Below are 23,055 nucleotides of genomic sequence, written 5' to 3'. Positions count from 1 at the left end.
CTCTCAGGACGCCTTGTAGTCCTTGCCCAGGGTCACCACGACGTCCGCGTTCACCGCGTTCTCCGCCTTCCTCACGGCCGTTTCCGGCAGTCCGAGCGTCTTGGCGACCTCGATCGCCCGATCCCGCTGCGCGTCGTCCTGGTAGGTGATCCGCGAGGTGGCGTCGGTCCTGTCGGCCTTCCCGCCGTCCACGAACGCGTAGCCGCCGTTGAGCAGGGCCGCCTTGGCCGCGGTCCCGGTCCGTTCGTCGCCCGTGGCGTCCTTGAGGCCGACCCGTGGGGCGGCGCCCGGCTGGGCCGCGGTGAAGGAACCGCCGAGGACTTCCTTGACGACCTTCTTGTTCGCCTCGTCGGTGAGGCCGCCGTCGGGCTTCACCGCGAGGATCTCGGTGCGGTACGCGCCCACCTTGGCGTGCTCGCCGATCCGCGACAGGAGCGCGCCCAGGTTCTGCGAGTCGAGTCCGGGGTCGAGGATCTGGCCCATGCTCTCCACGGTCGTCGCGGCCGACTTCGGGTCGCCGGGGATCTTGCGCAGGACGGCGTGGAGCACCCGGCCGGTGCGCTCCAGCTGTTTGGCCTCCGGTTCACCGGGGCCTCGGTGGGTGGCGTACGCGACGGCCATCGCCCCGGTGAGGCTCTGCCTCGGTCCCTGCGCGACCGCCGGCGTCCTGGCCTGCTCGTCGGCCGGGACCGCGGTGTCGGTGTCCGTCTCGATGCCGCCGACCAGCTCGACGAGGCGCTCCAGGAAGGGCGTGTCCAGGCGCCAGGTCCCGCCGATGCGGGTGCCGAGGACCGTGTCGAGGGATTCGCGGGTGCCGAGGGCGCCCTCCTCGACGGTCTTCCCGAGGGCCGCCGGGGTGCCGTCCTGCTGCGTGACGCCGAGGGTGTTGGGCAGCAGGACGGTGGCGCCCCGGCGGGTGGTGACGTTGTCCACGAGGAGGGCGGTGGAAGTGCCGCCGCGCTTGGTGTTGTGCAGGTGGACGACGATGATGTCGCGCTTCTGCTCGCCGGTGGCCGCCGCGGTGTTGCGCTGCCCGTCCGGGCCGTCGAGGAAGGGCAGCCGGTCCGCGTACCAGAGGTAGCCGGCACCGCCGACGACGAACAGGGACAGGACGACGATCAGCGCGACCCCGCGGTTGCGGCCCCTGCGGCGGGCCTCCTCGCGGCGCTCGGTGCGGCTCTCGGTGAAGGCGAGCCAGTCGATGACGTCCTCGGAGTCCTCGTCCGGCTGGTCGACGAAGGCGAACTGCCCCGTGCCGTGGTCCGTGCCGGGGGCCGGGGCGCCGGCCGGCTCGCGGCGCGGCTCGGGGACCTGCGGGGGCGGTTGCGCGGCCCCCTCGTACCGCTGCTGCGGCCGCGGCTGTTCCTGGGGCGGGTACGGGGGCTGGTACGGGGGCTGGTACGCCGGTTCGGGGGCGGTCTGCTGCGGGATCCACTGCTGCGCCTGCCGGGTGTCGTACCCGGGGTCGTGGGGCTGCTCGTAGGGGGGCTGCTGGTACTGCTGCTGCCCGTACGGCTGCTGGTACTGCTGTTGCTGTTGGTGGTACTGCTCCTGCTGGTACTGCTGCTGTTCGTACGCGTACGGAGGAGGGGCGGCGGGGGGCGGGGCGGGCCGCGCGGCGACCGGGCCGTACACGGGCCTGCCGTACGGGTCGTAGCCGATGAGCCGCTGTTCCTGGGCGGCGTACGGGTCGTACGGATCCTGTGGGTCGTTCACCGCGGGCCCCTCTCTTCCGGAAGCTCAGGCTCCCCGGTACAGCTCACGCTTGTCGATGTAGCGCACCACACCGTCGGGAACGAGATACCAGACCGGATCGCCCTGGGCGACCCGGGCTCGGCAGTCCGTGGAGGAGATGGCCAGCGCGGGGACCTCGACGAGGGAGACGCCGCCCTCGGGCAGTCCGTCGTCGGTGAGCACGTGGCCGGGGCGGGTCACTCCGATGAAGTGCGCGAGGGAGAAGAGTTCCTCGGCGTTCCGCCAGGTCAGGATCTGGGCGAGGGCGTCGGCGCCGGTGATGAAGAACAGGTCGGCGTCGTCGTTGAGCGCGCTCAGGTCCCGCAGGGTGTCGATGGTGTACGTCGGGCCGCCGCGGTCGATGTCGATGCGGCTCACCGAGAACTGGGGGTTCGAGGCCGTGGCGATCACCGTCATGAGGTACCGGTCCTCGGCGGGGGACACGGCCCGCTGCGACTTCTGCCACGGCTCACCGGTCGGTACGAACATCACCTCGTCGAGGTGGAACAGCGCGGCGACTTCGCTGGCGGCCACGAGGTGGCCGTGGTGGATCGGGTCGAATGTCCCGCCCATCACGCCGAGCCGGCGCTTGACCGGGCCGGTAGGCATTTCCTGCTCTCCCATGAGCGCAGAGCCTACTGGCCCGGTGCCGCGTCCACGGAGGGGCTTAGCGGTCGCGGTTCAGGCGCGTGGTCACCCAGAGCATCAGCATCAGGATGACGAACGCAGCGCCACCGGTGAGGTAGGGGTTCAGGCTGTCGTGGTTGCCGCCGTGCTCGGCGCCCCCCGATGCGAGAACGACCATGTTGTGAGTGGTGGTGGAGAGGCTCATCAGGCAGATACCTATCGAGTCGGGGAGCGTGCGGAGACTTCGCTCACATCGTATGCGGGGCCCCTGGGCACGCTCACGCCGACTCAGTCGTTGGGGAGGATGGACACCACACGACACAGGCCGATCCAGGGGGAGGCGCAATGACGGACACCGGTTTCGAGAAGGCACCGGCACGCAATCGCAGGAGGTTCCCCGGAATCTCCTCACGGGCGTACGAGCACCCGGCGGACCGTTCCGCGCTGGTGGCGCTGCGCAAGCTGAGCGGCTTCGACACCGTGTTCAAGACCCTGAGCGGGCTCCTTCCGGAGCGCAGCCTGCGGCTGCTCTTCCTGTCGGAATCGGTGCGGGTCGGCGAGACGCAGTTCCCGCACCTGCACGGGATGTTGCGCGACGCGTGTTACATCCTGGACCTGGAGAAGGTCCCGCAGATGTACGTCCAGCAGGACCCGAAGCCGAACGCCATGTGCATCGGGCTGGACGAGCCGATCATCGTGGTGACGACGGGGCTCGTGGAGCTGCTCGACGAGGAGGAGATGCGGGCGGTGGTGGGCCACGAGGTGGGTCACGCGCTGTCCGGGCACTCCGTGTACCGCACGATCCTGCTGTTCCTGACGGGGCTGGCGCTGAAGGTCGCGTGGATCCCGCTGGGCAACGTGGCGATCATGGCGCTGGTCACCGCGCTGCGCGAGTGGTTCCGCAAGTCGGAGCTGTCCGCGGACCGGGCCGGTCTGCTGGTGGGCCAGGACCTGAACGCCTCGATGCGCGGCCTGATGAAGATCGCCGGCGGCAACCACCTCCACGAGATGAACGTCGACGCGTTCCTGGAGCAGGCGGACGAGTACGAGAAGAGCGGGGACCTGCGCGACTCCGTGCTGAAGATCCTCAACGTGCTGCCGCGCACCCACCCCTTCACCACCGTGCGGGCGGCCGAGCTGAAGAAGTGGTCCCAGCACCGGGACTACCAGCGGATCATGGACGGCCACTACCCGCGGCGCGAGGAGGACAAGGACACCTCGGTGACCGACTCGTTCCGCCAGTCGGCCTCGCACTACGCGGACACGGTGCGCACCAGCAAGGATCCGTTGATGAAGCTGGTCGGCGACATCGCGGGCGGCGCGGGTGACCTGGGCGGGAAGCTCCGGGACCGGTTCACCGGGGCGGGCGCGGGTTCGGGTACGGGGGCCGCCGGCGACGGCGGTTCCGAGGGCAAGGGCACTACCCGGCCGGGGCCGGAGCGGGGCTGACGGGGGCCGCGGTCCCCGGCGTGGCGCCGGAGGGCCCGACGGTCCGCGTCACGGGCGGCGGCTGCGCCGTGGGCGTTCCGCCCGGGGCGAGGACGCCGCACAGCCCGGCTGTGCGCCGGGGTCGGCCGTCGGTCCAGGGATCGGTCGCGGGCGGGCCGACCGTGGTGGGCTCCGACCCTGCCGTCAGCGGGCGGAAGCCCGCCGCGGGGTCGCTGGCGCAGTCCTGCGGGCCCGCCATCACGTAGGCGGAGGTCACCTCGGTCCGGCGGGCCGTGAGGTCCTCCCTGTCGAAGCGCATCCGCAGTTCGCGCCGGACGGTGAAGAGCGAGGCCCCGTCGGCGGTGGCCGCCGGGCCGCCCACCGGGCGGACGGCGTACACGAAAGTGTGGTCGGTGGTCACTTCCAGGACCTCCGGGTTCAGCTCCCGGAAGGCGAGGGTGCCGCTGACCCGGACCCTGGTGTCGGCGACGAGCACGACGGCGGGGTCGAAGCGGACGAGCCAGCCGGTGGCGGCGTGCCTGCCGTCCCCGGAGGGCGCGGTCATGCTCTGGTCGAACTGGGTGAGCTGGCCGGGGTCGAGCAGGACCCGGACGGGCCGTGAGGCCGTCCCGGACAGCACGTCGGGGTCCAGCGAGGACTGCACCAGGTAGTCCTTGGCGATGGACAGCGCGGCGACGACCTGGCCCTCGGTGAAGTGGTGGGTGCGGCGCAGGGCCGGGAGGGTGATCCCGGCCGCGCCGACCCGGTAGTCGGCCGCCCGGCTCCTCTCGTACAGGTCGACGGGTTTCCCGCCGGGGACCCGCTCGGCCGGGGCGAGGGGGACGACGACGCTGCTGAGCGGCTCGGCGGTGCCGCCGGGAGGCGGGACGTACGGGTTGCGCAGGCCCATGTAGACGGCCACCGCGAAGGCGGTGGCGATGAGCAGCACGAGGAGCATGCCCTGGCGGGCGCCGCGGCCCGGGGTGCCCGTCCCCGGCGTGGAGGAGGCTCCGCCGGACGACCAGAGGGAGCGGCTGCGGACGGCTCGGGCGTGCTCGCCCATGCGTTCTTCCGCGGAGTACTCCTGGAGCCGGGCAGCGCGGACGAAGTCCTCGTCGAACACCACCGACCGGTACTCGTCCGGGCGCAGTTCGTCATCGCCCCCGCCGATGCCGTCGGGGGTGCCGCCTGGTGGATCTCCTGGAACGGCCATCGCTTCTCCCCGCTGTCCCCGCTTCAGAGAAGCCCCCGTCTCCGGTTACCGCAAGCGGGGTCGTACCTTCAGGGTTGGCGAACCACGGGGTACGTAAACGCGCCGACGTCGCCGACTTCCCTGAGCGGGGTACTGGCGGGCGCCGGGGCGGGGTCCGCCTCGCCGGAGGCGTTGCGGTAAACGGCGCTGAAGGCGAGGGCGACCATGCCGAGCCCCATGACGAAGGCGAGCACCCAGGCGACCGGGCGCAGCCACGGTGACCGGCCGCGGTAGGGGCGCAGGCTCCCGCCGTAGGCGCCGTACGGGCCCTCGGCGTATCCGTAGCCGTGGTGGTCGGGATCCCAGCCGGGGTCGTCGTCCAGCCCGGAGCCGTCGGGGTGGCCGTAGCCGTAGTCGTCGTCGCCGTTCCAGCCCCCGGCGACGCGGGCGGCCTCGGCCTCGGCTCTGGCCCGGTCCGCGGCCCGCTGGCGCTCGGCGGCGCTCGGTTCATGGATCTCGGCGCTCCGGACGAAGGCCTCGTCGAACACCACGGAGGCGAAGTCCTGTTCCGCGCCTCCGCGGTCGCCTGCATCGTCTTCGGGGGTCCCGTCGTCCGGGAACGGCTTGCCCCCCACGTCGTCCGGCACAGCACCAGCGTAGACCTGGGGGGCGGCTTTGGGCAGGCGTACGCCGGGATCCGGCCACACCGTGTTCGTGGGGCGGTTACCGGATGTGACCGTCGCCGGTGACGATGTACTTGGTGGAGGTGAGCTCGGGAAGGCCCATGGGGCCCCGGGCGTGCAGCTTCTGGGTGGAGATGCCGATCTCGGCGCCGAAGCCGAACTGACCACCGTCCGTGAACCGGGTGGAGGCGTTCACGGCGACGGTGGTCGAGTCGACCAGCTGGGTGAACCGGCGCGCGGCGGCCTGGGAGGTGGTGACGATCGCCTCGGTGTGGCCGGAGGTCCAGCGGCGGATGTGGGTGACGGCGTCGTCGAGGGAGTCCACGACGGCGGCGGCGATGTCGTAGGACAGGTACTCGGCGGCCCAGTCCTCGTCGGTCGCGGGCAGGGCGGTGGCCTTGGTGCCCTCGGCCGCGGCCAGGACCCGCTCGTCGCCGTGGACGGTGACGCCGGCCTCGGCGAGGGCGTCGAGGGCGAGCGGGAGGAAGTCCGCCGCGATGTCGCGGTGCACGAGGAGGGTCTCGGCGGAGTTGCAGACGGAGGGCCGCTGCGCCTTGGAGTTGATGAGGATGTCCACCGCCATGCCGAGGTCCGCCCGGGCGTCGACGTAGACGTGGCAGTTGCCGGTACCGGTCTCGATGACCGGGACGATGGACTCCTCGACGACGGTCTTGATGAGGGAGGCGCCACCGCGCGGGATGAGGACGTCGACGAGGCCGCGGGCGCGCATCAGCTCGCGGACGGAGTCGCGGGACTCACCGGGGACGAGCTGGATCGCGTCGGCGGGCAGGCCGGCGCTCTCGACGGCGTCGCGCAGGATCGCGACGAGGGCCGTGTTGGAGGCGTAGGCCGACGAACTGCCGCGCAGGAGAACGGCGTTGCCGGACTTCAGGCAGAGGGCGGCGGCGTCGACGGTGACGTTGGGGCGGGCCTCGTAGATGATGCCGACGACGCCGAGCGGTACCCGGACCTGGCGGAGGTCGATGCCGTTGGGGAGGGTCGAGCCGCGGACGACCTCGCCCACGGGGTCGGGGAGGGCGGCGACGTCGCGCACGTCGGAGGCGATGGCCTTGACCCGCTCCGGGGTGAGGGTGAGTCGGTCGATGACCGTCTCGCTCGTACCGGCCTCGCGCGCCTTGGCCGTGTCCACGGCGTTGGCGGTGACGATCTCCGCCGTACGGGCCTCCAGGGCGTCCGCGATGGCCAGCAGGGCCGCGTCCTTGGCGGACCGCGGGAGTGGCGCGATGGTCGCGGCGGCCGTGCGGGAGCGCTGCGCGGTGGCGAGGACGGGGGAGGTGGCGGTGGCGTCGTCGAGCGTGGTCATGCGGCCAGGGTAGTCCCCGGCCGCACCGGGTCCGAAGGGGTTCCATCCCCCGAGACGCGGGGGCGCGGGTCGCTGCGCGGGTCGCTGCGCGGGGCTTCTCCCCCGGCCCTCCCGCGGGTCGGGGTGGGGCCGCTGCGCGGGGCCGTCTCCCCGCCCCGCCCCTTCGCCGCTTCCCGGGCTCCGCCCGGACCCTTTCGGGGCTCCGCCCCGGACCCCGCGGCTCGAACGCCGGCGGGGCCGGATCGGCCCGGCCCCGCGCACGGAATCCGGCTAGTACGGGTGTACGCCCACCGGGTGGGCCGGGGGTGGGCCGTAGCCCTCCGCCACCCGTTGGTGGTACGTCGCGCGGTCGATGACCTCCAGGCCGACGATCTCCCAGGGCGGCAGTTGCGCCGAGGATCGGTGTTCGCCCCAGAGTCGCAGGGCGACGGCCGCCGCGTCGTGCAGGTCGCGGGCCTCCTCCCAGTACCGGATCTCCGCGTGGTCGTCGGCGTACCGGCTGGTCAGCAGGAAGGGGTGGTCGTGGGCGAGCTGTTCCAGCCCGCGCCGGACCTCCGAGAGGGGCGCGGGCTTGCCGGAGACGCTCAGGGTGATGTGCCACAGGCGGGACTCGTCCCGGTCCCCGTGGCCGTCGTCCCCGTGGCCGTGGTCCCCGTTTCCGTGACCGTTCCCCTGTCCGTGGCCGTCCCCGGTGCCGACGCTGGTCAGCGCTCGTCTCACCAGCCGCCTCCTGTCTGCGCTACGCGTGTCCGCCCCTCACAGTTGACCAGTCCCCGGCCCCCCGCGCGGCGGTTTTGCCGAACCTCAGCCCTGGAGCAGCACCAGATCGTCACGGTGTACGACCTCCCGCTCGTACGCCGGTCCGAGCTCCCTGGCGAGCTCGCGGGTGGAGCGGCCGAGGAGCTGCGGGAGCTCCTTGGCGTCGAAGTTGACCAGGCCCCTCGCGACGGCGCGGCCGTCCGCGGACCGCAGCTCCACGGGGTCCCCGGCGACGAAGTCGCCCTCGACGGCGGCGATCCCGGCGGGCAGCAGGGAGCTGCCGCGTTCGGTGACGGCGCGCACGGCGCCGTCGTCCAGGACGAGGTGGCCCTGCGGGGTCGATGCGTGTTGGAGCCACAGGAGCCGGTCGGCGGAGCGGCGGCCGGTGGCGTGGAAGTGGGTACCGGTCGAGCGGCCGGAGAGCGCGTCGGCGGCCTGACTGGCGGAGGTGAGGACGACGGGGATGCCCGCGGCGGCGGCGATCCGCGCGGCTTCGACCTTGGTGACCATGCCGCCGGTGCCGACGCCCGCCTTGCCGGCACTGCCGATGGTGACGTGGGCGATGTCCTGGGGGCCGCGGACCTCGTCGATGCGGGTGGTGCCGGGCTGCGACGGGTCGCCGTCGTAGAGGCCGTCGACGTCGGAGAGGAGGACGAGGAGGTCGGCGCGGACCAGGTGGGCGACGAGGGCGGCCAGCCGGTCGTTGTCGCCGAAGCGGATCTCGTCGGTGGCGACGGTGTCGTTCTCGTTGACGACGGGCAGCGCGCCCATGGCCAGGAGCTGGTCGAGCGTCCGGTAGGCGTTGCGGTAGTGCGCGCGCCGGCTGGTGTCGTCGGTGGTGAGCAGCACTTGGCCGACGCGGACGCCGTAGCGGGCGAAGGAGGCGGTGTACCGGGCGACGAGCAGGCCCTGGCCGACGCTGGCGGCGGCCTGCTGGCGGGCGAGGTCCTTGGGTCGGCGGCGCAGGCCGAGCGGGGAGAGTCCGGCGGCGATGGCTCCGGAGGAGACCAGGACGATCTCCTTCTCCCCGCCGCTGCGCGCCTTGGCCAGTACGTCGACCAGGGCGTCCACCCGGTCGGCGTCGAGTCCGCCCTCCGCCGTGGTCAGGGAGGAGGAACCGACCTTGACCACGATCCTGCGGGCGTCCAGCACGCCTTGCCTTGCCCCTGACACGTCTGTCCCCTTGCCCCTTGCCGGACGGCCGGACGAGGGTCCGGCCGACCTGCCCAATCTACGGGGTGGCCGTGAGCGCGCGCTCGGCGGTTTCAGACCGTGGACGACGGCGACGACGACGCGGGCGCGGGCGCGGGTTCCGCCGCGCGGGCCGCTCCCGGCACCAGGATCTTGCGGGACAGCAGGAAGGTGAAGGGGATGGCGACGACGGCCGCGACGAGCGGCGCGATCCGGGTGTCCATCCCGGCCCAGGTGACGAGGGCGTAGAGGCCGACGGACTGGATGACGTAGTTGGTGACGTTGGTCAGCGGGAAGAACAGGAACTTCTTCCAGGTGGGCCGGGTGCGGTAGGTGAAGTAGGTGTTCATGAAGAACGACCCGATCATCGACAGCACGAAGGCCAGGGTGTAGGCGGCGAAGTACGGCATCCACGGGTGCAGCAGCAGGTAGAACCCGAAGAAGGTGCCGGTGTTGACGCCGCCCACGAGGGCGAACCGAAGGATCTGGCCGAGCTGGTCCTTCTTCGTCATCGGCGGCTGCGCTCCGCGATCACGGCTTCGGAGATGCCGGGCATGCGCTCGGCGCCGTGGGCTTCCTTGACCAGGAAGTGGGGGCGGCGCTTGGTCTCGTAGTAGATGCGGCCGATGTATTCGCCGATCAGACCCAGCATGATCATCTGCACGCCGCCGATTCCGGCGATCATCGCGACGAGGGTGACGTAGCCCGGCGAGTCGATGCCGTTGGTGATCGCCATGATGGTGATCCACAGCGCGTACAGGCCGGTCAGGCCCACCAGCGACACGCCGAGCCAGATCCCGATCCGCAGCGGGCGATTGTTGAACGAGATCAGCCCGTCCATGCCGTAGTTCAGCAGGCTGCCGAACTTCCACTTCGTCTCGCCGGCCTCGCGCTGGGCGTTGCGGTAGTCGAAGTGGACGGTGTCGAAGCCGATCCAGGAGAAGAGTCCCTTGGAGAAGCGGTTGTACTCGGGGAGCGCGAGCAGGGCGTCCACGGCCGGCCGGGACAGCATGCGGAAATCTCCGACGCCGTCGGCGAGCTCGACGTCGACCCAGCGGTTGACGCCCCGGTAGTAGAGGCGGCTGAGGGCCGAGCGGACCTTCTTGTCGCCCTCGCGGGTGCGACGGGCGATGATCTGGTCGTGGCCCTGCCGGTAGTGCTCCAGCATGGTGGCGATCAGCTCCGGCGGGTGCTGGAGGTCGGCGTCCATGATGACGACGGCGTCGCCGGTGGCCTCGCGCAGGCCGGCGAGCATGCCCGCCTCCTTGCCGAAGTTGCGGCTGAAGGACACGTACCGCGTCCGGTCGGCGTACTCGGAGGCGATCTTACGAAGCTTTTCGAGAGTTCCGTCACGGCTGCCGTCGTCGACGTAGCAGACCTCGTACTCGACGGGCAGGTCGTCCAGTACCCGCCTGATCTCCGCGTCGAAACTGTCGATCACGGCTTCTTCGTTGTAACAAGGGACAACTACCGACAGCTTGGTCATGAGCACTTCCTGCTGGGTCCGAACGGGTGATTGTCGGCGACCGGACCCGCCACTCACCTCTTCCTTAGAAGTATGCACGCCGGTGGCCGGCCTGCCGGAGTCGCGTGCGGCACACGGTAGCTTTGACTGGATAAGCGGAATGGAACGAAGGGATCGAGGTGCACGTGCCTGACGTCTCCGTGGTCGTCATCGTCTACAACGACGCAGAGCGTCTGCAGACAGCCGTCCAGTCGGTTTTGGACCAGACCCTGCGCGGGGTCGAAGTCGTGATCGTGGACGACTGCAGCAAGGACGGGTCCTACTCGGTCGCCAAGGAGCTGGAAGCGGCGCATCCGGGACGGGTGCGCGCCTTCCAGCTACCCGAGAACAGCGGCGGCTGCGGCGCGCCCCGCAATCACGGCATCCAGCGGGCCACGGGCACGTACGTCATGTTCCTGGACAGTGACGACGTACTGGAGCGCAACGCCTGCCGGAACATGCTGGCGGCCGCCGAGCGCACCGGGTCCGACCTGGTGTCGGGCATGTGCGTGCGCGTGCACCTCGACAACCGGTGGAACAAGACCACCGAGTGGTACCCGTGGATCTACGCGCGCACCCGCACGCTGGAGTCGATCACCGAGTACCCGGACCTGCTGGTCTACGACACCCTCTCCACGAACAAGTGCTACCGGCGCGAGTTCCTGCTGGAGCAGGGCCTGGAGTTCCCGGTCGGCATCCACTACGAGGACCTGCTGTTCTCCGCGCAGGCCTACGTGGCCGCCCGGCGGATCACCCTGATCCCGAACCACGTCTACTTCTGGAACGTGGTCGAGAAGGCCGCGGCGAAGTCGATCAGCAACCGGCGCCACGAGATCGCGAACTTCGTCCACCGGATGGAGATCCACCGCCGCGTCGACGAGCTGCTCGCCGCCAAGGGCCACACCGCGATCAAGTCGGCGAAGGACGCCAAGTTCCTCAAGCACGACCTGGTGCTGCACCTGCGTGACCTGCCGCTCCTCGGTGACGACTACCGGCAGCAGTTCGCCCGGCTGGCGAACGGTTACCTCGCGGACCTCGACCCCGCCGCGTACGACAACGTCACCCACCTCCAAGCCATCTGCGCCTACCTGCTGGGCAAGGAGGACTGGGACAACCTCCTCGCCGCGGCCGACGCGATGACCAACAAGGGGCGGCTGTCCTCCCCGCTCGCGGAGCGCGACGGCCGCGTCTACTGGTGCGCGGGCCACCTCGACGACGCCGAGGGCCGCCGGATACTGGACGTCACCGAGCAGGGCTTCCACACCGCCCCGCTCTCCTCCCTGTGCCTCGGCAACCGTCTGACCTCCTACGAGGACGACGGGCGCGGCACCGTCACCCTGGCCGGTTCCATCGTGAACCCGCTGGGCCGGATCCAGGCCGGCACCGAGCTGAAGGCCTCGCTCGAATTCCGGGCCCGACGGCAGATCGGGGTCCGCTCCTTCAGCTTCCCGGTGGCAACCGTCCGCCACGCCGGTGACTCGATCGAGTGGTCCACCACGGCCGACGTCGGCAGCACCGTCCGCCCGCTCGGCATCATCGACGCCGTCTGGGACGTCCGGCTGAAGCTGACTGCGGGCTCCGACCGGATGACGACCCGTGTTTCCGTCGGCGGCGTCGACCTCGATTCCGCCGCGCGGCTGCGGGTGCGCCCGCGTCTGACCCGACTCGTCTCCGACCGCTTCGAGCCGGAGATGACCAAGAAGGGCAACCTCTCCTACGTCCTGACCGCCGAGGGCCCCGCGGCCGTCCGCACCCAGACGCTCATCAACAGCGCGATGCACGGCAAGGCCGCCGGAGTGGTCAAGCGCGGCCTGCGCCGCGCGCTGAAGGCCCGCCGCAACATCGGCTCGGGCGAGCAGAAGGTGAAGGTCTACCACGAGGTCTTCTCGAAGCTGCCCGTCAAGAAGGGCACGATCGTCTTCGAGAGCCACATGGGCAAGCAGTACAGCGACAGCCCCAAGGCCATCTACGAGGAGCTCGTCCGCCAGGGCGCGCCGTTCGAGGCGATCTGGTCGTACGCGGGCGGCAAGCCGACCGGCTTCCCCAAGGAGGCCACCTTGGTGCGGCGCTGGAGCTGGCCGTACCTGCGGGCGCTCGCGCAGGCCGAGTACTGGGTCGACAACCAGGGGTTCCCGCTGGCCCTGACCAAGCGCCCGGGGACCACGTACATCCAGACCTGGCACGGGTCCGCGCTCAAGCGGATGGGCTTCCACGAGCCCCGTACCAAGGCGCAGGGCAAGGCCGGGCAGGACCGCTTCCAGGCGGCCGTCGACCGCTTCGACCACTTCCTGATCCGCTCCGAGCACGACACCCGCACCCTCGCCAAGGGCTTCCGGCTGCGCGACGAGGTCCTGCTGCGCACCGGATACCCGCGCAACGACGCCCTGGTCGAGGCGCACCGCGCCGAGGCGGACAGCGGGGAGCGGCTGCGCGGACCGCTCGCCGCGGAGCTGGGCATCGACCCGGACAAGAAGGTGCTGCTGTACGCGCCGACGTTCCGGGCGAACGCGGACGGCACGGTGGAGAACTTCGAGTTCCCCTTCGACGTGGAGGAGTTCGCCGACCGACTCGGCGACCGCTTCACCCTGCTGGTGCGCACGCACTACCTCAACAGCGTGTCGCTGCCGCCGTCGGTCGCGGGCCGCGTCCTCGACGTGTCCCGGCACCACGACGTCACCCCGCTGCTGGCCCTCGCCGACGGACTGATCACCGACTACTCGTCCGTGATGTTCGACTACGCGGTGCTGGACCGGCCGATGCTGTTCTTCGCCTACGACTACGACGCGTACGCGACGGACATCCGCGGCACGTACTTCGACCTGAAGGAGAAGGCGCCGGGCCCGGTCGTGTCCACGGCCGACGAGCTGATGCAGGCCGTCGCGGCCTTCGACGAGGCGGACGCCAAGTACGCCGAGGCCCGTCAGCGTTTCCTCACCGAGTTCGGCGAGTACGACCGGGGCGACGCCGCCCGCCGGATCGTCGAGAAGTTCTTCACCAGGAGCGGCAAGTGAGCCAGCAGCCCCACGAGTCCACAGCGCCGGGCGGCCGCGACGTCTTCCTCGTCTCCAACAGCGTCGACGAGCTCGGCGGGGTGACGACCTGGTCGCACCAGATGGCCCGGCTGTTGACCGACCGCGGGCACCGGGTGCACGTCGTCGGCATCGCCCCCGTCGCCGAGGAGATCCGCCAGAAGCTGCCCGCCGACCTGCCGTACGCGACGACGACGCTCTACGACGCCCACCCGCCGAAGGCACGCCGGCTGCACGGCATCAAGGGCCGGCTCAATGCCCCCGAGCGCCGCCGGCAGGCTGTCCGGCGGGCCGGGATGCGGGACCGGGCGGAGACGCTGAGCGGTCTCTTCCGCGCGGCCCGGCCCGGCGGCGTGGTCATCGTCACCCAGGTCTGGGCGATGGAGTGGGTGGCCCTCGCCGACACCAAGGGGCTGTCGGTCATCGGCATGAGCCACGAGTCCTTCGAGGCCAGCCAGAAGTCCACGCGGGGCGATCGGGTCCGCCGCCACTACTCCCAGGTCGACCGGCTGCTGGTACTGACCCCGGAGGACGCCGACCTGTGGATCCGGGCCGGTATGGAGAACGTCGACAGCATGCCGAACCCGTTGCCGTTCATGCCGGACTCCCCCGCCCCGCGCACCTCGAAGGTCGTCGCGAGCGTCGGCCGCCTCGCCTTCGAGAAGGGCGTGGACCTGCTTCTCGACGCGTGGGCGGACGCGGCACCGCACCACCCCGACTGGACCCTGCGGATCCACGGGGCCGGCATCGAGGAGGAGTCCCTGCGGGCCCACTGCGCCTCGCTCGGGCTCGACGACTCCGTGGAGTGGATGGGCAGCACCGACGACGTGCTGGGCGCCCTGCGCGGGGCTTCGGTCTTCGCCCAGGCCTCCCGCGCCGAGGGCTTCCCGATCACCTTGCTGGAGGCGATGGCGGCGGGCCTACCGGTGGCCGCCTTCGACTGCGCGCCGGGCGTACGGGAGATCGTGGAGCACGGCGAGGACGGGCTGCTGGCCCGCCTCGGCAACACTATGGAACTCGCCGGGCACCTGGACGCCCTGATGTCGGACGCGGACCTGCGCGACCGGCTCGGTGACGCCGGTTTCCGCAGCGTGCGGCGCTTCTCCAGCGACGAGATCACCGACCGCTGGGAAGCCCTGTTCGCGTTCCTGGACCGCTGAGGGACCGCCCGGCCCCGTTGGACGCGAAGCCGCCCGCCCCGGACCTTTCCGGGGCGGGCGGCTTCGTCGGCGGTGACGGATCAGACCGTGTGGACGTCCTTGTGCGGGTCCTGGCGGGTGGTGCCCGCCTTGTTGGCCTCCCAGCCGGCCCACGCCGAGGTGATCATCTCGCGTACGTCGTGCCGGGCCTTCCAGCCCAGCTCGGCGGCGATCCGGTCGGCCGAGGCCACGACCTTCGCCGGGTCGCCGGGGCGTCGCGGGGTGACGACCGGCGCGTGGGTGTGGCCGGTGCCCTCGTTCAGCAGCTCGACCATCTCCTTGACGGAGACGCCCTCGCCCCGGCCGATGTTGACGGTGAGGTCCTTGTGGTCCCCCGCCGCACCCCATTCGGCGAGCCGGCGCGCGGCCACCACGTGGGCGTCGGCGAGGTCCTCGACGTGGATGTAGTCGCGGATGCAGGTGCCGTCCGGGGTCGGGTAGTCGTCGCCGAAGATGCGGGCGCCCTCACCGGCGTCGTAGCGCTCGAAGACCATCGGGACCAGGTTGAAGACCCCGGTGTCCGCGAGCTGGGGGGTGGCGGCGCCCGCCACGTTGAAGTAGCGCAGGCAGGCGGTGGAGATGCCGTGCGCCTTGCCGGCGGCCCGGACCAGCCACTCGCCGGCCAGCTTCGTCTCGCCGTACGGGCTCAGCGGCCGGCAGGGGGTCTCCTCGGTGACCGAGTCCACGTCGGGCATCCCGTACACGGAGGCGGAGGAGGAGAACAGGAAGTTGCGGATGCCCGCGGCGGCCACGGCCTGGAGCAGCACCGTGAGGCCCTGCACGTTCTCGTGGTAGTAGTACATCGGCTTCTCGACGGACTCGCCGACCTGCTTCTTGCCCGCCAGGTGCACGACGCCCGTGATCTGGTGGCGGCGGATCGTGTCGTCGAGCACCAGCCGGTCCAGGACAGATCCGACCACCAGCGGAACGCCCTCCGGGACCCGGTCCTCGTTGCCCGTGGAGAGGTCGTCGAGCACCACGACCTCCTCCCCGGCGAGCAGCATCGCGCGAACGACGTGCGCGCCGATGTAGCCGGCGCCACCGGTGATCAGAAATGTCATGCGTGTCTCCCGAGCTCTAGCGCGACCGGCGCGTGCGGGCGCGGTCGAGGCGGTTGCGTACGAAGGTCAGTGCGCCCCCGGCTCCGGGGGCCAGGCGCAGGGCCAGTGCTCCGGCCGCCGTCCGGTAGGGCTGCGCCAGCAGAACACCGTACCGGCTGCTGGGCAGTGCGCGGCGACGGAGCAGACCGCCCAGGGGGCGCAGGGAGGTGACCAGGGAGCTCCCGTCGGAGCAGTGCACGCCTGCCCGGACGTCCCAGGCCTGCATGCCGCGCAGGCCCCGGCGGCGGCCGAGGGCGGCCAGCGCGGCGGGCCGCAACGGCACCTCGGCGGTCCAGCCGTCGCCGTCGGCGGCGGGGCGCAGTTCCACGGGGCGGGCGGGCACGGGCTCCGTACCGGTCCGGGGGTGGAAGGTCAGCGCGACGGTCTCCGGCCCGGCCTCGGCGAGGCGGCCGTACAGGTCACGGACGCGGAGCCGGACGGCGCCGCCCCCGGCGGGTTCGGCGTCGACGGTGACGGGCAGCTGCGCGACGGGCAGCGCGGCGAGGCCGTCGAGGGGGACGGGCAGTTCCTCGCTCCACACCGGCAGCCCGGCCGGGTCCGTGGCGTACGGGGGTTGCAGCCGGGCCGGCTCGGCGGCGAGGCGGGTCAGGCGCTCCACGTCGGCGGGCGGGACCTCGCCCGCCAGCAGGACGCGTGCGGCCCACCGGGCACGGGCGGGGGCGGCTGCGATGTCGGCCTCGGCGAAGCCCTTCAGGTAGGCCCGGGTGAGCTCCCACCAGGCCGCCCGGTAGCCGGGGTCCTGGCCGAGTTCGCGCAGGTACATCCGCAGGTCGTAGTCGAGGAACTTGACCTGGCAGGCGCGGCCGAGCTCCGGGGAGGACTCGGCGAGGGTGGCGGAGGCGGCGCGGTGGGCCTCGACGCGGGACCGCCAGTTGCTCACGTCGGCGCGGTCGAGGGAGATCGACTTGCGGGCGGCGCTGCGGCGCACGTGCCACACGTAGACGAGGTCGCCGATGACGGCGATGCGGGGGGCGGCGGCGAGGACGCGCGCGGTGAAGAGGAAGTCCTCGTAGACGAAGCGGCCGTCGGGGAACCGGATGCCGTGCTTCTCGAGGAAGGCGCGTTCGTAGAGCTTGTTGACGCAGAGGGTGTCGCGGACCAGTTCGGGCCGGTCGGCGGGCCGTTCGATGACCTCGCCCGGCGTGTGCAGGCCGGGCATCCACGGCACGTCGCGGCCCTCGGGCAGCTCGCGGCGCACGCACGCGCCGACGGTGACGGGGGCCCGGTGTTCCTCGGCGGCCGCGAGCAGCGCGGCGGCGGCGCCGGGGGGCAGGACGTCGTCGCTGTCCAGGAACAGGACGTACGGGGAGGTCGCGGCGGCGATCCCGTCGTTGCGGGGGGTGCCGCAGCCGCCGCTGTTCTCCGTGCGGTGGACGACCTTGAGCCGGGGGTGGGCCGCGGCCAGCTCGTCCAGCACCCGTCCGGTGCCGTCCGAGGAGGCGTCGTCGACCGCGATGACCTCGGCGACGACCGGGCCCTGGGCGAGGGCCGAGGCAACGGCCTCGCCCACGAGCCCGGCGTCGTTGTACGCGATCACCACGACGGAGACGGCGGTGGCCGCGGCGGCGTCAGTGCCGGAATTGCTGCTGTTCACCCGCAGGATCCTAGGCGAACGGTGTAAAGCCGGCTTCAAGCCCCCGCGGCCGCGGGATCAGAACGGGCGGAACTCGTCGTACTCCTGCTGCGAGGAGTCGCCGCGCTTGGCTTCCTTGTCCTTGCGGCGCGTGGTGGCCGGGCGCGGTGCCTCCAGGCGGTGGTCCTCGCCTCGGCGGCCCAGCATCTCGGCGCCGGCCATCATGGTCGGCTCCCAGTCGAAGACGACGGAGTTCTCGTCGGAGCCGATGGCCACGCCGTCGCCGGCACGGGCACCGGCCTTCTTCAGCGCGTCCTCGACACCCAGCCGGTTGAGCCGGTCCGCGAGGTAGCCGACGGCCTCGTCGTTGTTGAAGTCGGTCTGGCGGACCCAGCGTTCGGGCTTCTCGCCGCGCACCTGGTAGACGTCCTCGACCTCGTCGTAGGTGACGGTGAAGCCGGAGTCGTCCACGGCCTTCGGACGGATGACGATGCGGGTCGCCTCCTCCTTCGGCTTGCGGGAGCGGGCCTTGGCCACGACCTCGGCGAGGAAGTAGGACAGCTCCTTCAGGCCGGTGCGGGCGACCGCGGAGACCTCGAAGACCTTGTAGCCGCGGGCCTCCAGGTCGGGGCGCACCATGTCGGCGAGCTCCTGACCGTCGGGGATGTCGACCTTGTTGAGGACGACGAGGCGGGGCCGCTTCTCCAGGCCGCCGCCGTAGATACGCAGCTCTTCCTCGATGACTTCGAGGTCGGCGAGCGGGTCGCGGTCCGACTCCAGGGTGGCGGTGTCGAGGACGTGCACCAGTACCGAGCAGCGCTCGACGTGGCGCAGGAACTCCAGGCCGAGGCCCTTGCCCTGGCTGGCGCCCGGGATGAGGCCCGGTACGTCGGCGATGGTGTAGACCGTCGAGCCGGCGGTGACGACGCCCAGGTTCGGGACGAGGGTGGTGAAGGGGTAGTCCGCGATCTTCGGCTTGGCGGCGGAGAGCACCGAGATCAGCGAGGACTTGCCCGCGCTCGGGAAACCGACCAGCGCGACGTCGGCGACGGTCTTGAGCTCCAGGACGATGTCGCCGGTCGTGCCGGGCACGCCGAGGAGCGCGAAGCCGGGCGCCTTGCGGCGGGCCGAGGAGAGCGCGGCGTTGCCGAGGCCGCCGCGGCCGCCCTCACCGGCGACGTAGGTGGTGCCCTGGCCGACGAGGTCGGCGAGGACGTTGCCCTCCTTGTCGAGGACGACGGTGCCGTCCGGCACGGGCAGGATCAGGTCCTGGCCGTCCTTGCCGGAGCGGTTGTCACCCGCGCCGGGCTGACCGTTGGTCGCCTTGCGGTGCGGGCTGTGGTGGTAGTCCAGCAGGGTGGTGATCGCCTGCTCCACCACCAGGATGACGTCGCCGCCACGGCCGCCGTTGCCGCCGTCGGGGCCGCCGAGCGGCTTGAACTTCTCCCGGTGAACGGAGGCGCAGCCGTGGCCCCCGTTACCCGCGGCGACATGCAGCTCGACGCGGTCCACGAAGGTGGTCATGGTTGTTCCTCCAGATACATGCGGGAATGTCCCGGGCAGGCCTTGCTACCCATTTAACGTGTCTATGTGACAACGCGCCGAGGGCGGACCTCTCTTCCCGGCATGCGCCGGGAAGAGTTGAGATCCGCCCTCGGGGAGTTCAGTACGCCTTGATCAGCAGGAGCTGGATCAGGCGGCCGGAACGATGTTGACGACCTTGCGGCCACGGTGGGTACCGAACTCGACGGCACCTGCCTGCAGCGCGAACAGCGTGTCGTCGCCGCCACGGCCCACACCCGAACCCGGGTGGAAGTGGGTGCCGCGCTGGCGGACGAGGATCTCACCAGCGGAAACGACCTGACCGCCGAAGCGCTTCACGCCGAGCCGCTGAGCATTGGAATCGCGCCCGTTCCGGGTGGACGATGCGCCCTTCTTGTGTGCCATGTCTCAGTCCCTCTTACTTCGCAGCCGTGGGGATACCGGTGACCTTGATCGCCGTGTACTGCTGGCGGTGACCCTGGCGACGGCGGTAGCCGGTCTTGTTCTTGTAGCGCAGGATGTCGATCTTGGCGCCCTTGTGGTGGTCCACGATCTCGGCCTGGACCTTGATCCCGGCCAGCACCCACGGGTCGCTGGTCACGGCGTCGCCGTCGACAACGAGCAGGGTCGAGAGCTCGACCGTGTCGCCAACCTTGGCAGTGGAAATCTTGTCAACTTCAACGATGTCGCCGACAGCAACCTTGTGCTGGCGACCACCGCTGCGCACGATGGCGTACACGCGGATCTCTCTCTCACTCGGGACGGATGCTCCTGAAGCCAGCCACTCACGCGGGCCGGGGCCCACGGTGATCCGGATTGGACGAGCGGCCTCTCCCGTGACCCGTCCGCTCGCGCGGACGATGTGGGAGGAAGGTGCTCAGGAGCGCGACGCACGTTGAACGGTAATCGTCCAAGACACGCCGACGGTCTAGGTTACGGGCCTGGTTCCGGAGGGTCAAACCGGGCCCCGCAAGGCCGTGGGCCCCGCCTTCCGGCGGGGCCCACGGTCATGGAGCGGATCAGGCTTCGTCGGTCGGAGCCGAGACGGACGGGAGCGTCTGCTCCGCCGCCGCGGTCTTCTTCGTCGCCCGCTTCGCCACGGTCTTCTTGGCCGTCGTCTTCTTCGCGACGGTCTTCTTCGCGGCCGCCGCCTTCTTGGCCGGGGCCTTCTTCGCGGCCGTGGTCGTCGCCTTCTTGGCCGGCGCCTTGCGCGCCTTCTTCACCGGGGCCGGCTCGGCCTCGGCCTCGGCGGCCGGGGCCTCGGCCCCGGTCACCGGCTCGGCGACGTCGGCAGCGGCGCTCTCGACCACCACGACGGCCGCCTCCGCCGCACCCGCGGGTGCGGTGGCCTTGCGGACGGCGCGGCGCCGCGGACGGGACGGAGCGGCCTCCACGACGGCCTCGGCGACCGGCTCGGGCTCGACAGCGGCCGGCTCGGCCTCCGTCACGACCGGGGCGACGGACTCCGGCTCGACGGCGGCCGGGGCCACCGCCGCTTCCGGCGTGGCGGGGGCTGCCGGGGCAGCGGCCTCGCCGGCCGGGGCGCCCGCCGGAGCGGTCGCCTTACGGGTGGCGCGGCGACGGGTCCGGCCCTTGGGCGCGGCCTCCTCGACGGGGGCCTCCGGGGCCTCGGCGGCGACCGTCTCCGCGGCCTCGACGGCCTCGGGGGCGGGCTCCAGGACCGTGTCGGCGGGCTCCACGACCGGCTCGTCCTCGACCACCGGGGTCACCGGGGCCGCGGCGGGCCGCACCGCACCGCGCGGGGCGCCCGCCGGAGCGGTCGCCTTGCGGGTGGCGCGGCGACGGTTGCGACGACCGCTGACACCGGCGGCGGCCTCCGCCTCGGCGGCGCTGCCGTACAGCTCCTCGTCGGCGACGAACTCCGGCTCCGGCAGCGCCCGCGGCGCGGCGGCCTCGGCGGCCACCTCGGCCTCGGTCTCGATCTCCGTGTCGGCCTCGTACACGTCGGTGCCGGTCTCGACCGTCTCGGTGTCGTGGTCGTGCTCGTGCTCGGGGCCACGGCCGCCACGGCGCTTGGAACGCTTGCCGTTGCCACCGCCGCCCACCACGGTCGGGGTCTCCATGTGGACGATGACGCCGCGACCGTTGCAGTGGACGCAGGTCTCGGAGAAGGACTCCAGCAGACCCTGGCCCACCCGCTTGCGGGTCATCTGCACCAGGCCCAGCGAGGTGACCTCGGCCACCTGGTGCTTGGTGCGGTCGCGGCCCAGGCACTCCAGCATGCGCCGCAGGACCAGGTCGCGGTTGGACTCCAGGACCATGTCGATGAAGTCGATGACGACGATGCCGCCCAGGTCGCGCAGCCGCAGCTGGCGCACGATCTCCTCGGCCGCCTCCAGGTTGTTCCTGGTGACGGTCTCCTCGAGGTTGCCGCCCTGACCGGTGAACTTGCCGGTGTTGACGTCGATGACGATCATCGCCTCGGTCTTGTCGATCACGAGGGAACCGCCCGAGGGCAGCCACACCTTGCGGTCGAGCGCCTTGGCGAGCTGCTCGTCGATCCGGTACGTCGCGAAGACGTCGACCTCGGAGGTCCAGCGCGACAGCCGGTCGGCCAGGTCCGGAGCCACGTGGTTCACGTAGCCGTGGATGGTCTCCCAGGCGGTGTCGCCGCTGACGATGACCTTCGAGAAGTCCTCGTTGAAGATGTCGCGGACGACGCGGACGGTCATGTCCGGCTCGCCGTACAGCAGGCTCGGCGAAGAGGTCGAGATCTGCTTCGACTTCTTCTGGATGTCCTCCCACTGGGCCTGCAGGCGCTCGACGTCGCGGCGCAGCTCGTCCTCGCTCGCACCCTCGGCGGCGGTGCGCACGATGACGCCCGCGTCCTCGGGGACGATCTTCTTGAGGATGGTCTTCAGGCGCGCGCGCTCGGTGTCGGGCAGCTTGCGGCTGATGCCGGTCATCGAGCCCTCGGGCACGTAGACCAGGTATCGGCCGGGCAGCGAGACCTGGCTGGTCAGGCGGGCGCCCTTGTGGCCGATCGGGTCCTTGGTGACCTGCACGAGGACCGACTGGCCGGACTTGAGGGCGGACTCGATGCGGCGCGGCCCGTTGGCCATGCCGAGCGCCTCGAAGTTGACCTCACCGGCGTAAAGGACGGCGTTGCGCCCCTTGCCGATGTCGATGAAGGCGGCCTCCATGGACGGCAGCACGTTCTGGACCTTGCCCAGGTAGACGTTGCCGACGTAGGAGGTGGCCTCCTCCTTGTTGACGTAGTGCTCGACGAGGACGTTGTCCTCCAGCACGCCGATCTGGGTGCGCTCGCCGGACTGGCGGACGACCATGACGCGCTCGACGGCCTCGCGGCGGGCCAGGAACTCGGCCTCGGTGATGATCGGGACGCGGCGGCGGCCCTGCTCGCGACCTTCGCGGCGGCGCTGCTTCTTGGCCTCCAGGCGGGTCGAGCCCTTGATGGACTGGACCTCGTCGGAGGACGTGGACTCGCTGCGCTCGCGCGCCGGGCGCGGCTCGCGGACCTTGACGACGGTGCGTACGCCGTCCTCCTCGGCCGCCTCGGCGTCGGGGCCGGAGTCACCACTGCGACGGCGACGGCGACGGCGGCGACGGCTGGACGAGGAGCCGAGCTCGGCGTCGTCCGCGTCATCGGCGTCCTCCTCCTCGGCCTCCTCGGCGGCGCCGGTCTCCTCCTCGGCGGACTCGTCGAGGTCGGCGGCCTCACCGCGACGGCGACGACGGCCACCGCGACGGCGACGGCGCGAGGGGCGCTCGCCCGACTCGTCGGCCTCGTCCTCGTCGAGCTCGGCGGCCTCGACCTCGGCGTCCTGCTCCTCGTCGAGGAGCTCGACGTCGGCCAGCGACACGGGGGCGCTGGGCGCGGGCGCGGCGGGCGCGGCGACGGGCTCGGCGGCGGCGCCACGACGGCGGCGGCGACGGCCCGCGGGCTGCTCGACGGGGGCCGGGGCCTGCGCCTCGACCTCGGTCTCGTCCTCGTCCTCCTCGACTTCCTCCGCCTGGGACGCGGCGGCGGCGGCCGCGGCGGCCATGGCGGCGGTCTCCGGGGTCTGGAACATCGGCTCGGCGAAGACCGGGGCCTGGAAGACGGCCACGGCGGGACGCGCGGCGCGGCGGGCGGCGCGGTTCGGAGCCGGGGCCGCGGCCTCGGGC

Annotated in this window: 19 protein-coding genes; 3 read left to right on the top strand and 16 right to left on the bottom strand. The window is 71.7% G+C overall.

Going from position 1 to position 23,055, the window contains the following annotated elements; genetic code table 11:
* Positions 1-3 precede the first annotated feature (3 nt).
* Genes NOD94_RS16995 through NOD94_RS16985 form a run of 3 tightly spaced genes read right to left on the bottom strand, consistent with a single transcriptional unit; the run spans position 4 to position 2,566 of the window.
* A complete protein-coding gene (locus NOD94_RS16995) occupies positions 4-1,716 on the bottom strand; it encodes an LCP family protein (protein WP_281206790.1) in 1,713 nt (570 codons plus the stop codon).
* Between the two features lie 24 nt (positions 1,717-1,740).
* Positions 1,741-2,358: a nicotinate-nucleotide adenylyltransferase gene (nadD, locus tag NOD94_RS16990; protein WP_281206789.1), complete on the bottom strand. Its 618-nt coding sequence runs from the start codon at positions 2,356-2,358 to the stop codon at positions 1,741-1,743.
* Between the two features lie 43 nt (positions 2,359-2,401).
* The gene (locus tag NOD94_RS16985; RefSeq protein WP_281206788.1) at positions 2,402-2,566 is read right to left on the bottom strand and encodes a hypothetical protein; all 165 of its coding nucleotides are present in this window, start codon (positions 2,564-2,566) and stop codon (positions 2,402-2,404) included.
* A 140-nt stretch (positions 2,567-2,706) separates the two neighbouring features.
* Here NOD94_RS16985 and NOD94_RS16980 point away from each other — a divergent pair, with 140 nt between their 5' ends.
* The gene (locus NOD94_RS16980; protein WP_281206787.1) at positions 2,707-3,810 is read left to right on the top strand and encodes a M48 family metallopeptidase; all 1,104 of its coding nucleotides are present in this window, start codon (positions 2,707-2,709) and stop codon (positions 3,808-3,810) included.
* On the opposite strand, the gene NOD94_RS16975 is transcribed toward NOD94_RS16980, so the two are convergent.
* The 7 genes from NOD94_RS16975 to NOD94_RS16945 form a co-directional block, all read right to left on the bottom strand.
* Entirely contained in the window at positions 3,782-5,002 is a 1,221-nt protein-coding gene (locus NOD94_RS16975) for a hypothetical protein (RefSeq protein ID WP_281206786.1), read from the bottom strand. The genes NOD94_RS16980 and NOD94_RS16975 overlap by 29 nt on opposite strands.
* A 68-nt stretch (positions 5,003-5,070) precedes the next feature.
* The gene (locus tag NOD94_RS16970) at positions 5,071-5,628 is read right to left on the bottom strand and encodes a hypothetical protein (RefSeq protein WP_281206785.1); all 558 of its coding nucleotides are present in this window, start codon (positions 5,626-5,628) and stop codon (positions 5,071-5,073) included.
* Positions 5,629-5,704: 76 nt separating this feature from the next.
* Positions 5,705-6,988: a glutamate-5-semialdehyde dehydrogenase gene (locus tag NOD94_RS16965; RefSeq protein ID WP_281206784.1), complete on the bottom strand. Its 1,284-nt coding sequence runs from the start codon at positions 6,986-6,988 to the stop codon at positions 5,705-5,707.
* A gap of 270 nt (positions 6,989-7,258) precedes the next feature.
* A complete protein-coding gene (locus NOD94_RS16960) occupies positions 7,259-7,711 on the bottom strand; it encodes a hypothetical protein (protein WP_348652336.1) in 453 nt (150 codons plus the stop codon).
* 81 nt (positions 7,712-7,792) lie between these two features.
* Positions 7,793-8,920 (bottom strand): glutamate 5-kinase, encoded by a 1,128-nt coding sequence (gene proB, locus NOD94_RS16955; protein WP_281206782.1) that lies wholly within the window; start codon positions 8,918-8,920, stop codon positions 7,793-7,795.
* Positions 8,921-9,012: 92 nt separating this feature from the next.
* A complete protein-coding gene (locus tag NOD94_RS16950) occupies positions 9,013-9,450 on the bottom strand; it encodes a GtrA family protein (RefSeq protein WP_281206781.1) in 438 nt (145 codons plus the stop codon).
* Entirely contained in the window at positions 9,447-10,424 is a 978-nt protein-coding gene (locus tag NOD94_RS16945) for a glycosyltransferase family 2 protein (RefSeq protein WP_281206780.1), read from the bottom strand. Before NOD94_RS16945 ends, NOD94_RS16950 begins: the two co-directional genes overlap by 4 nt.
* Before the next feature lie 158 nt (positions 10,425-10,582).
* Here NOD94_RS16945 and NOD94_RS16940 point away from each other — a divergent pair, with 158 nt between their 5' ends.
* The gene (locus tag NOD94_RS16940) at positions 10,583-13,453 is read left to right on the top strand and encodes a bifunctional glycosyltransferase family 2 protein/CDP-glycerol:glycerophosphate glycerophosphotransferase (protein WP_281206779.1); all 2,871 of its coding nucleotides are present in this window, start codon (positions 10,583-10,585) and stop codon (positions 13,451-13,453) included.
* Positions 13,450-14,631 (top strand): glycosyltransferase, encoded by a 1,182-nt coding sequence (locus NOD94_RS16935; RefSeq protein WP_281206778.1) that lies wholly within the window; start codon positions 13,450-13,452, stop codon positions 14,629-14,631. Before NOD94_RS16940 ends, NOD94_RS16935 begins: the two co-directional genes overlap by 4 nt.
* An 80-nt stretch (positions 14,632-14,711) precedes the next feature.
* Here the strand turns inward: NOD94_RS16935 and galE are convergent, their stop codons facing one another.
* The 6 genes from galE to NOD94_RS16905 all read right to left on the bottom strand — a co-directional run.
* Positions 14,712-15,731, bottom strand: a complete 1,020-nt coding sequence (gene galE / locus NOD94_RS16930; protein WP_281206777.1) for a UDP-glucose 4-epimerase GalE — start codon at positions 15,729-15,731, stop codon at positions 14,712-14,714.
* A gap of 16 nt (positions 15,732-15,747) precedes the next feature.
* Positions 15,748-17,385 carry a glycosyltransferase family 2 protein gene (locus tag NOD94_RS16925; RefSeq protein ID WP_281206776.1) on the bottom strand — a complete coding sequence of 546 codons (1,638 nt, stop codon included), beginning with the start codon at positions 17,383-17,385 and terminating at the stop codon, positions 15,748-15,750.
* A 57-nt stretch (positions 17,386-17,442) separates the two neighbouring features.
* A complete protein-coding gene (gene obgE / locus NOD94_RS16920) occupies positions 17,443-18,888 on the bottom strand; it encodes a GTPase ObgE (RefSeq protein WP_281206775.1) in 1,446 nt (481 codons plus the stop codon).
* Between the two features lie 168 nt (positions 18,889-19,056).
* The gene (gene rpmA / locus NOD94_RS16915) at positions 19,057-19,311 is read right to left on the bottom strand and encodes a 50S ribosomal protein L27 (RefSeq protein WP_048480572.1); all 255 of its coding nucleotides are present in this window, start codon (positions 19,309-19,311) and stop codon (positions 19,057-19,059) included.
* 13 nt (positions 19,312-19,324) lie between these two features.
* Positions 19,325-19,645 carry a 50S ribosomal protein L21 gene (gene rplU, locus NOD94_RS16910; RefSeq protein ID WP_030159347.1) on the bottom strand — a complete coding sequence of 107 codons (321 nt, stop codon included), beginning with the start codon at positions 19,643-19,645 and terminating at the stop codon, positions 19,325-19,327.
* Positions 19,646-19,925: 280 nt separating this feature from the next.
* Positions 19,926-23,055: Rne/Rng family ribonuclease (locus NOD94_RS16905; RefSeq protein WP_281206774.1), on the bottom strand; the 3,130-nt coding region annotated here is incomplete at its 5' end.

The organism is Streptomyces sp. Isolate_45 (assembly GCF_024721315.2).
GTDB lineage: Bacteria > Actinomycetota > Actinomycetes > Streptomycetales > Streptomycetaceae > Streptomyces.
This window is presented reverse-complemented; position numbering and strand designations above follow the sequence as displayed.

Excerpts from the sequence above, each read along its gene's own strand:
- NOD94_RS16985 (WP_281206788.1), bottom strand. The coding sequence starts at position 2,566 with ATGAGCCTCTCCACCACCACTCACAACATGGTCGTTCTCGCATCGGGG.
- NOD94_RS16980 (WP_281206787.1), top strand. The coding sequence starts at position 2,707 with ATGACGGACACCGGTTTCGAGAAGGCACCGGCACGCAATCGCAGGAGG.
- nadD (WP_281206789.1), bottom strand. The coding sequence starts at position 2,358 with ATGGGAGAGCAGGAAATGCCTACCGGCCCGGTCAAGCGCCGGCTCGGC.
- obgE (WP_281206775.1), bottom strand. The coding sequence starts at position 18,888 with ATGACCACCTTCGTGGACCGCGTCGAGCTGCATGTCGCCGCGGGTAAC.
- galE (WP_281206777.1), bottom strand. The coding sequence starts at position 15,731 with ATGACATTTCTGATCACCGGTGGCGCCGGCTACATCGGCGCGCACGTC.
- NOD94_RS16975 (WP_281206786.1), bottom strand. The coding sequence starts at position 5,002 with ATGGCCGTTCCAGGAGATCCACCAGGCGGCACCCCCGACGGCATCGGC.
- NOD94_RS16945 (WP_281206780.1), bottom strand. The coding sequence starts at position 10,424 with ATGACCAAGCTGTCGGTAGTTGTCCCTTGTTACAACGAAGAAGCCGTG.
- NOD94_RS16965 (WP_281206784.1), bottom strand. The coding sequence starts at position 6,988 with ATGACCACGCTCGACGACGCCACCGCCACCTCCCCCGTCCTCGCCACC.
- rpmA (WP_048480572.1), bottom strand. The coding sequence starts at position 19,311 with ATGGCACACAAGAAGGGCGCATCGTCCACCCGGAACGGGCGCGATTCC.
- NOD94_RS16950 (WP_281206781.1), bottom strand. The coding sequence starts at position 9,450 with ATGACGAAGAAGGACCAGCTCGGCCAGATCCTTCGGTTCGCCCTCGTG.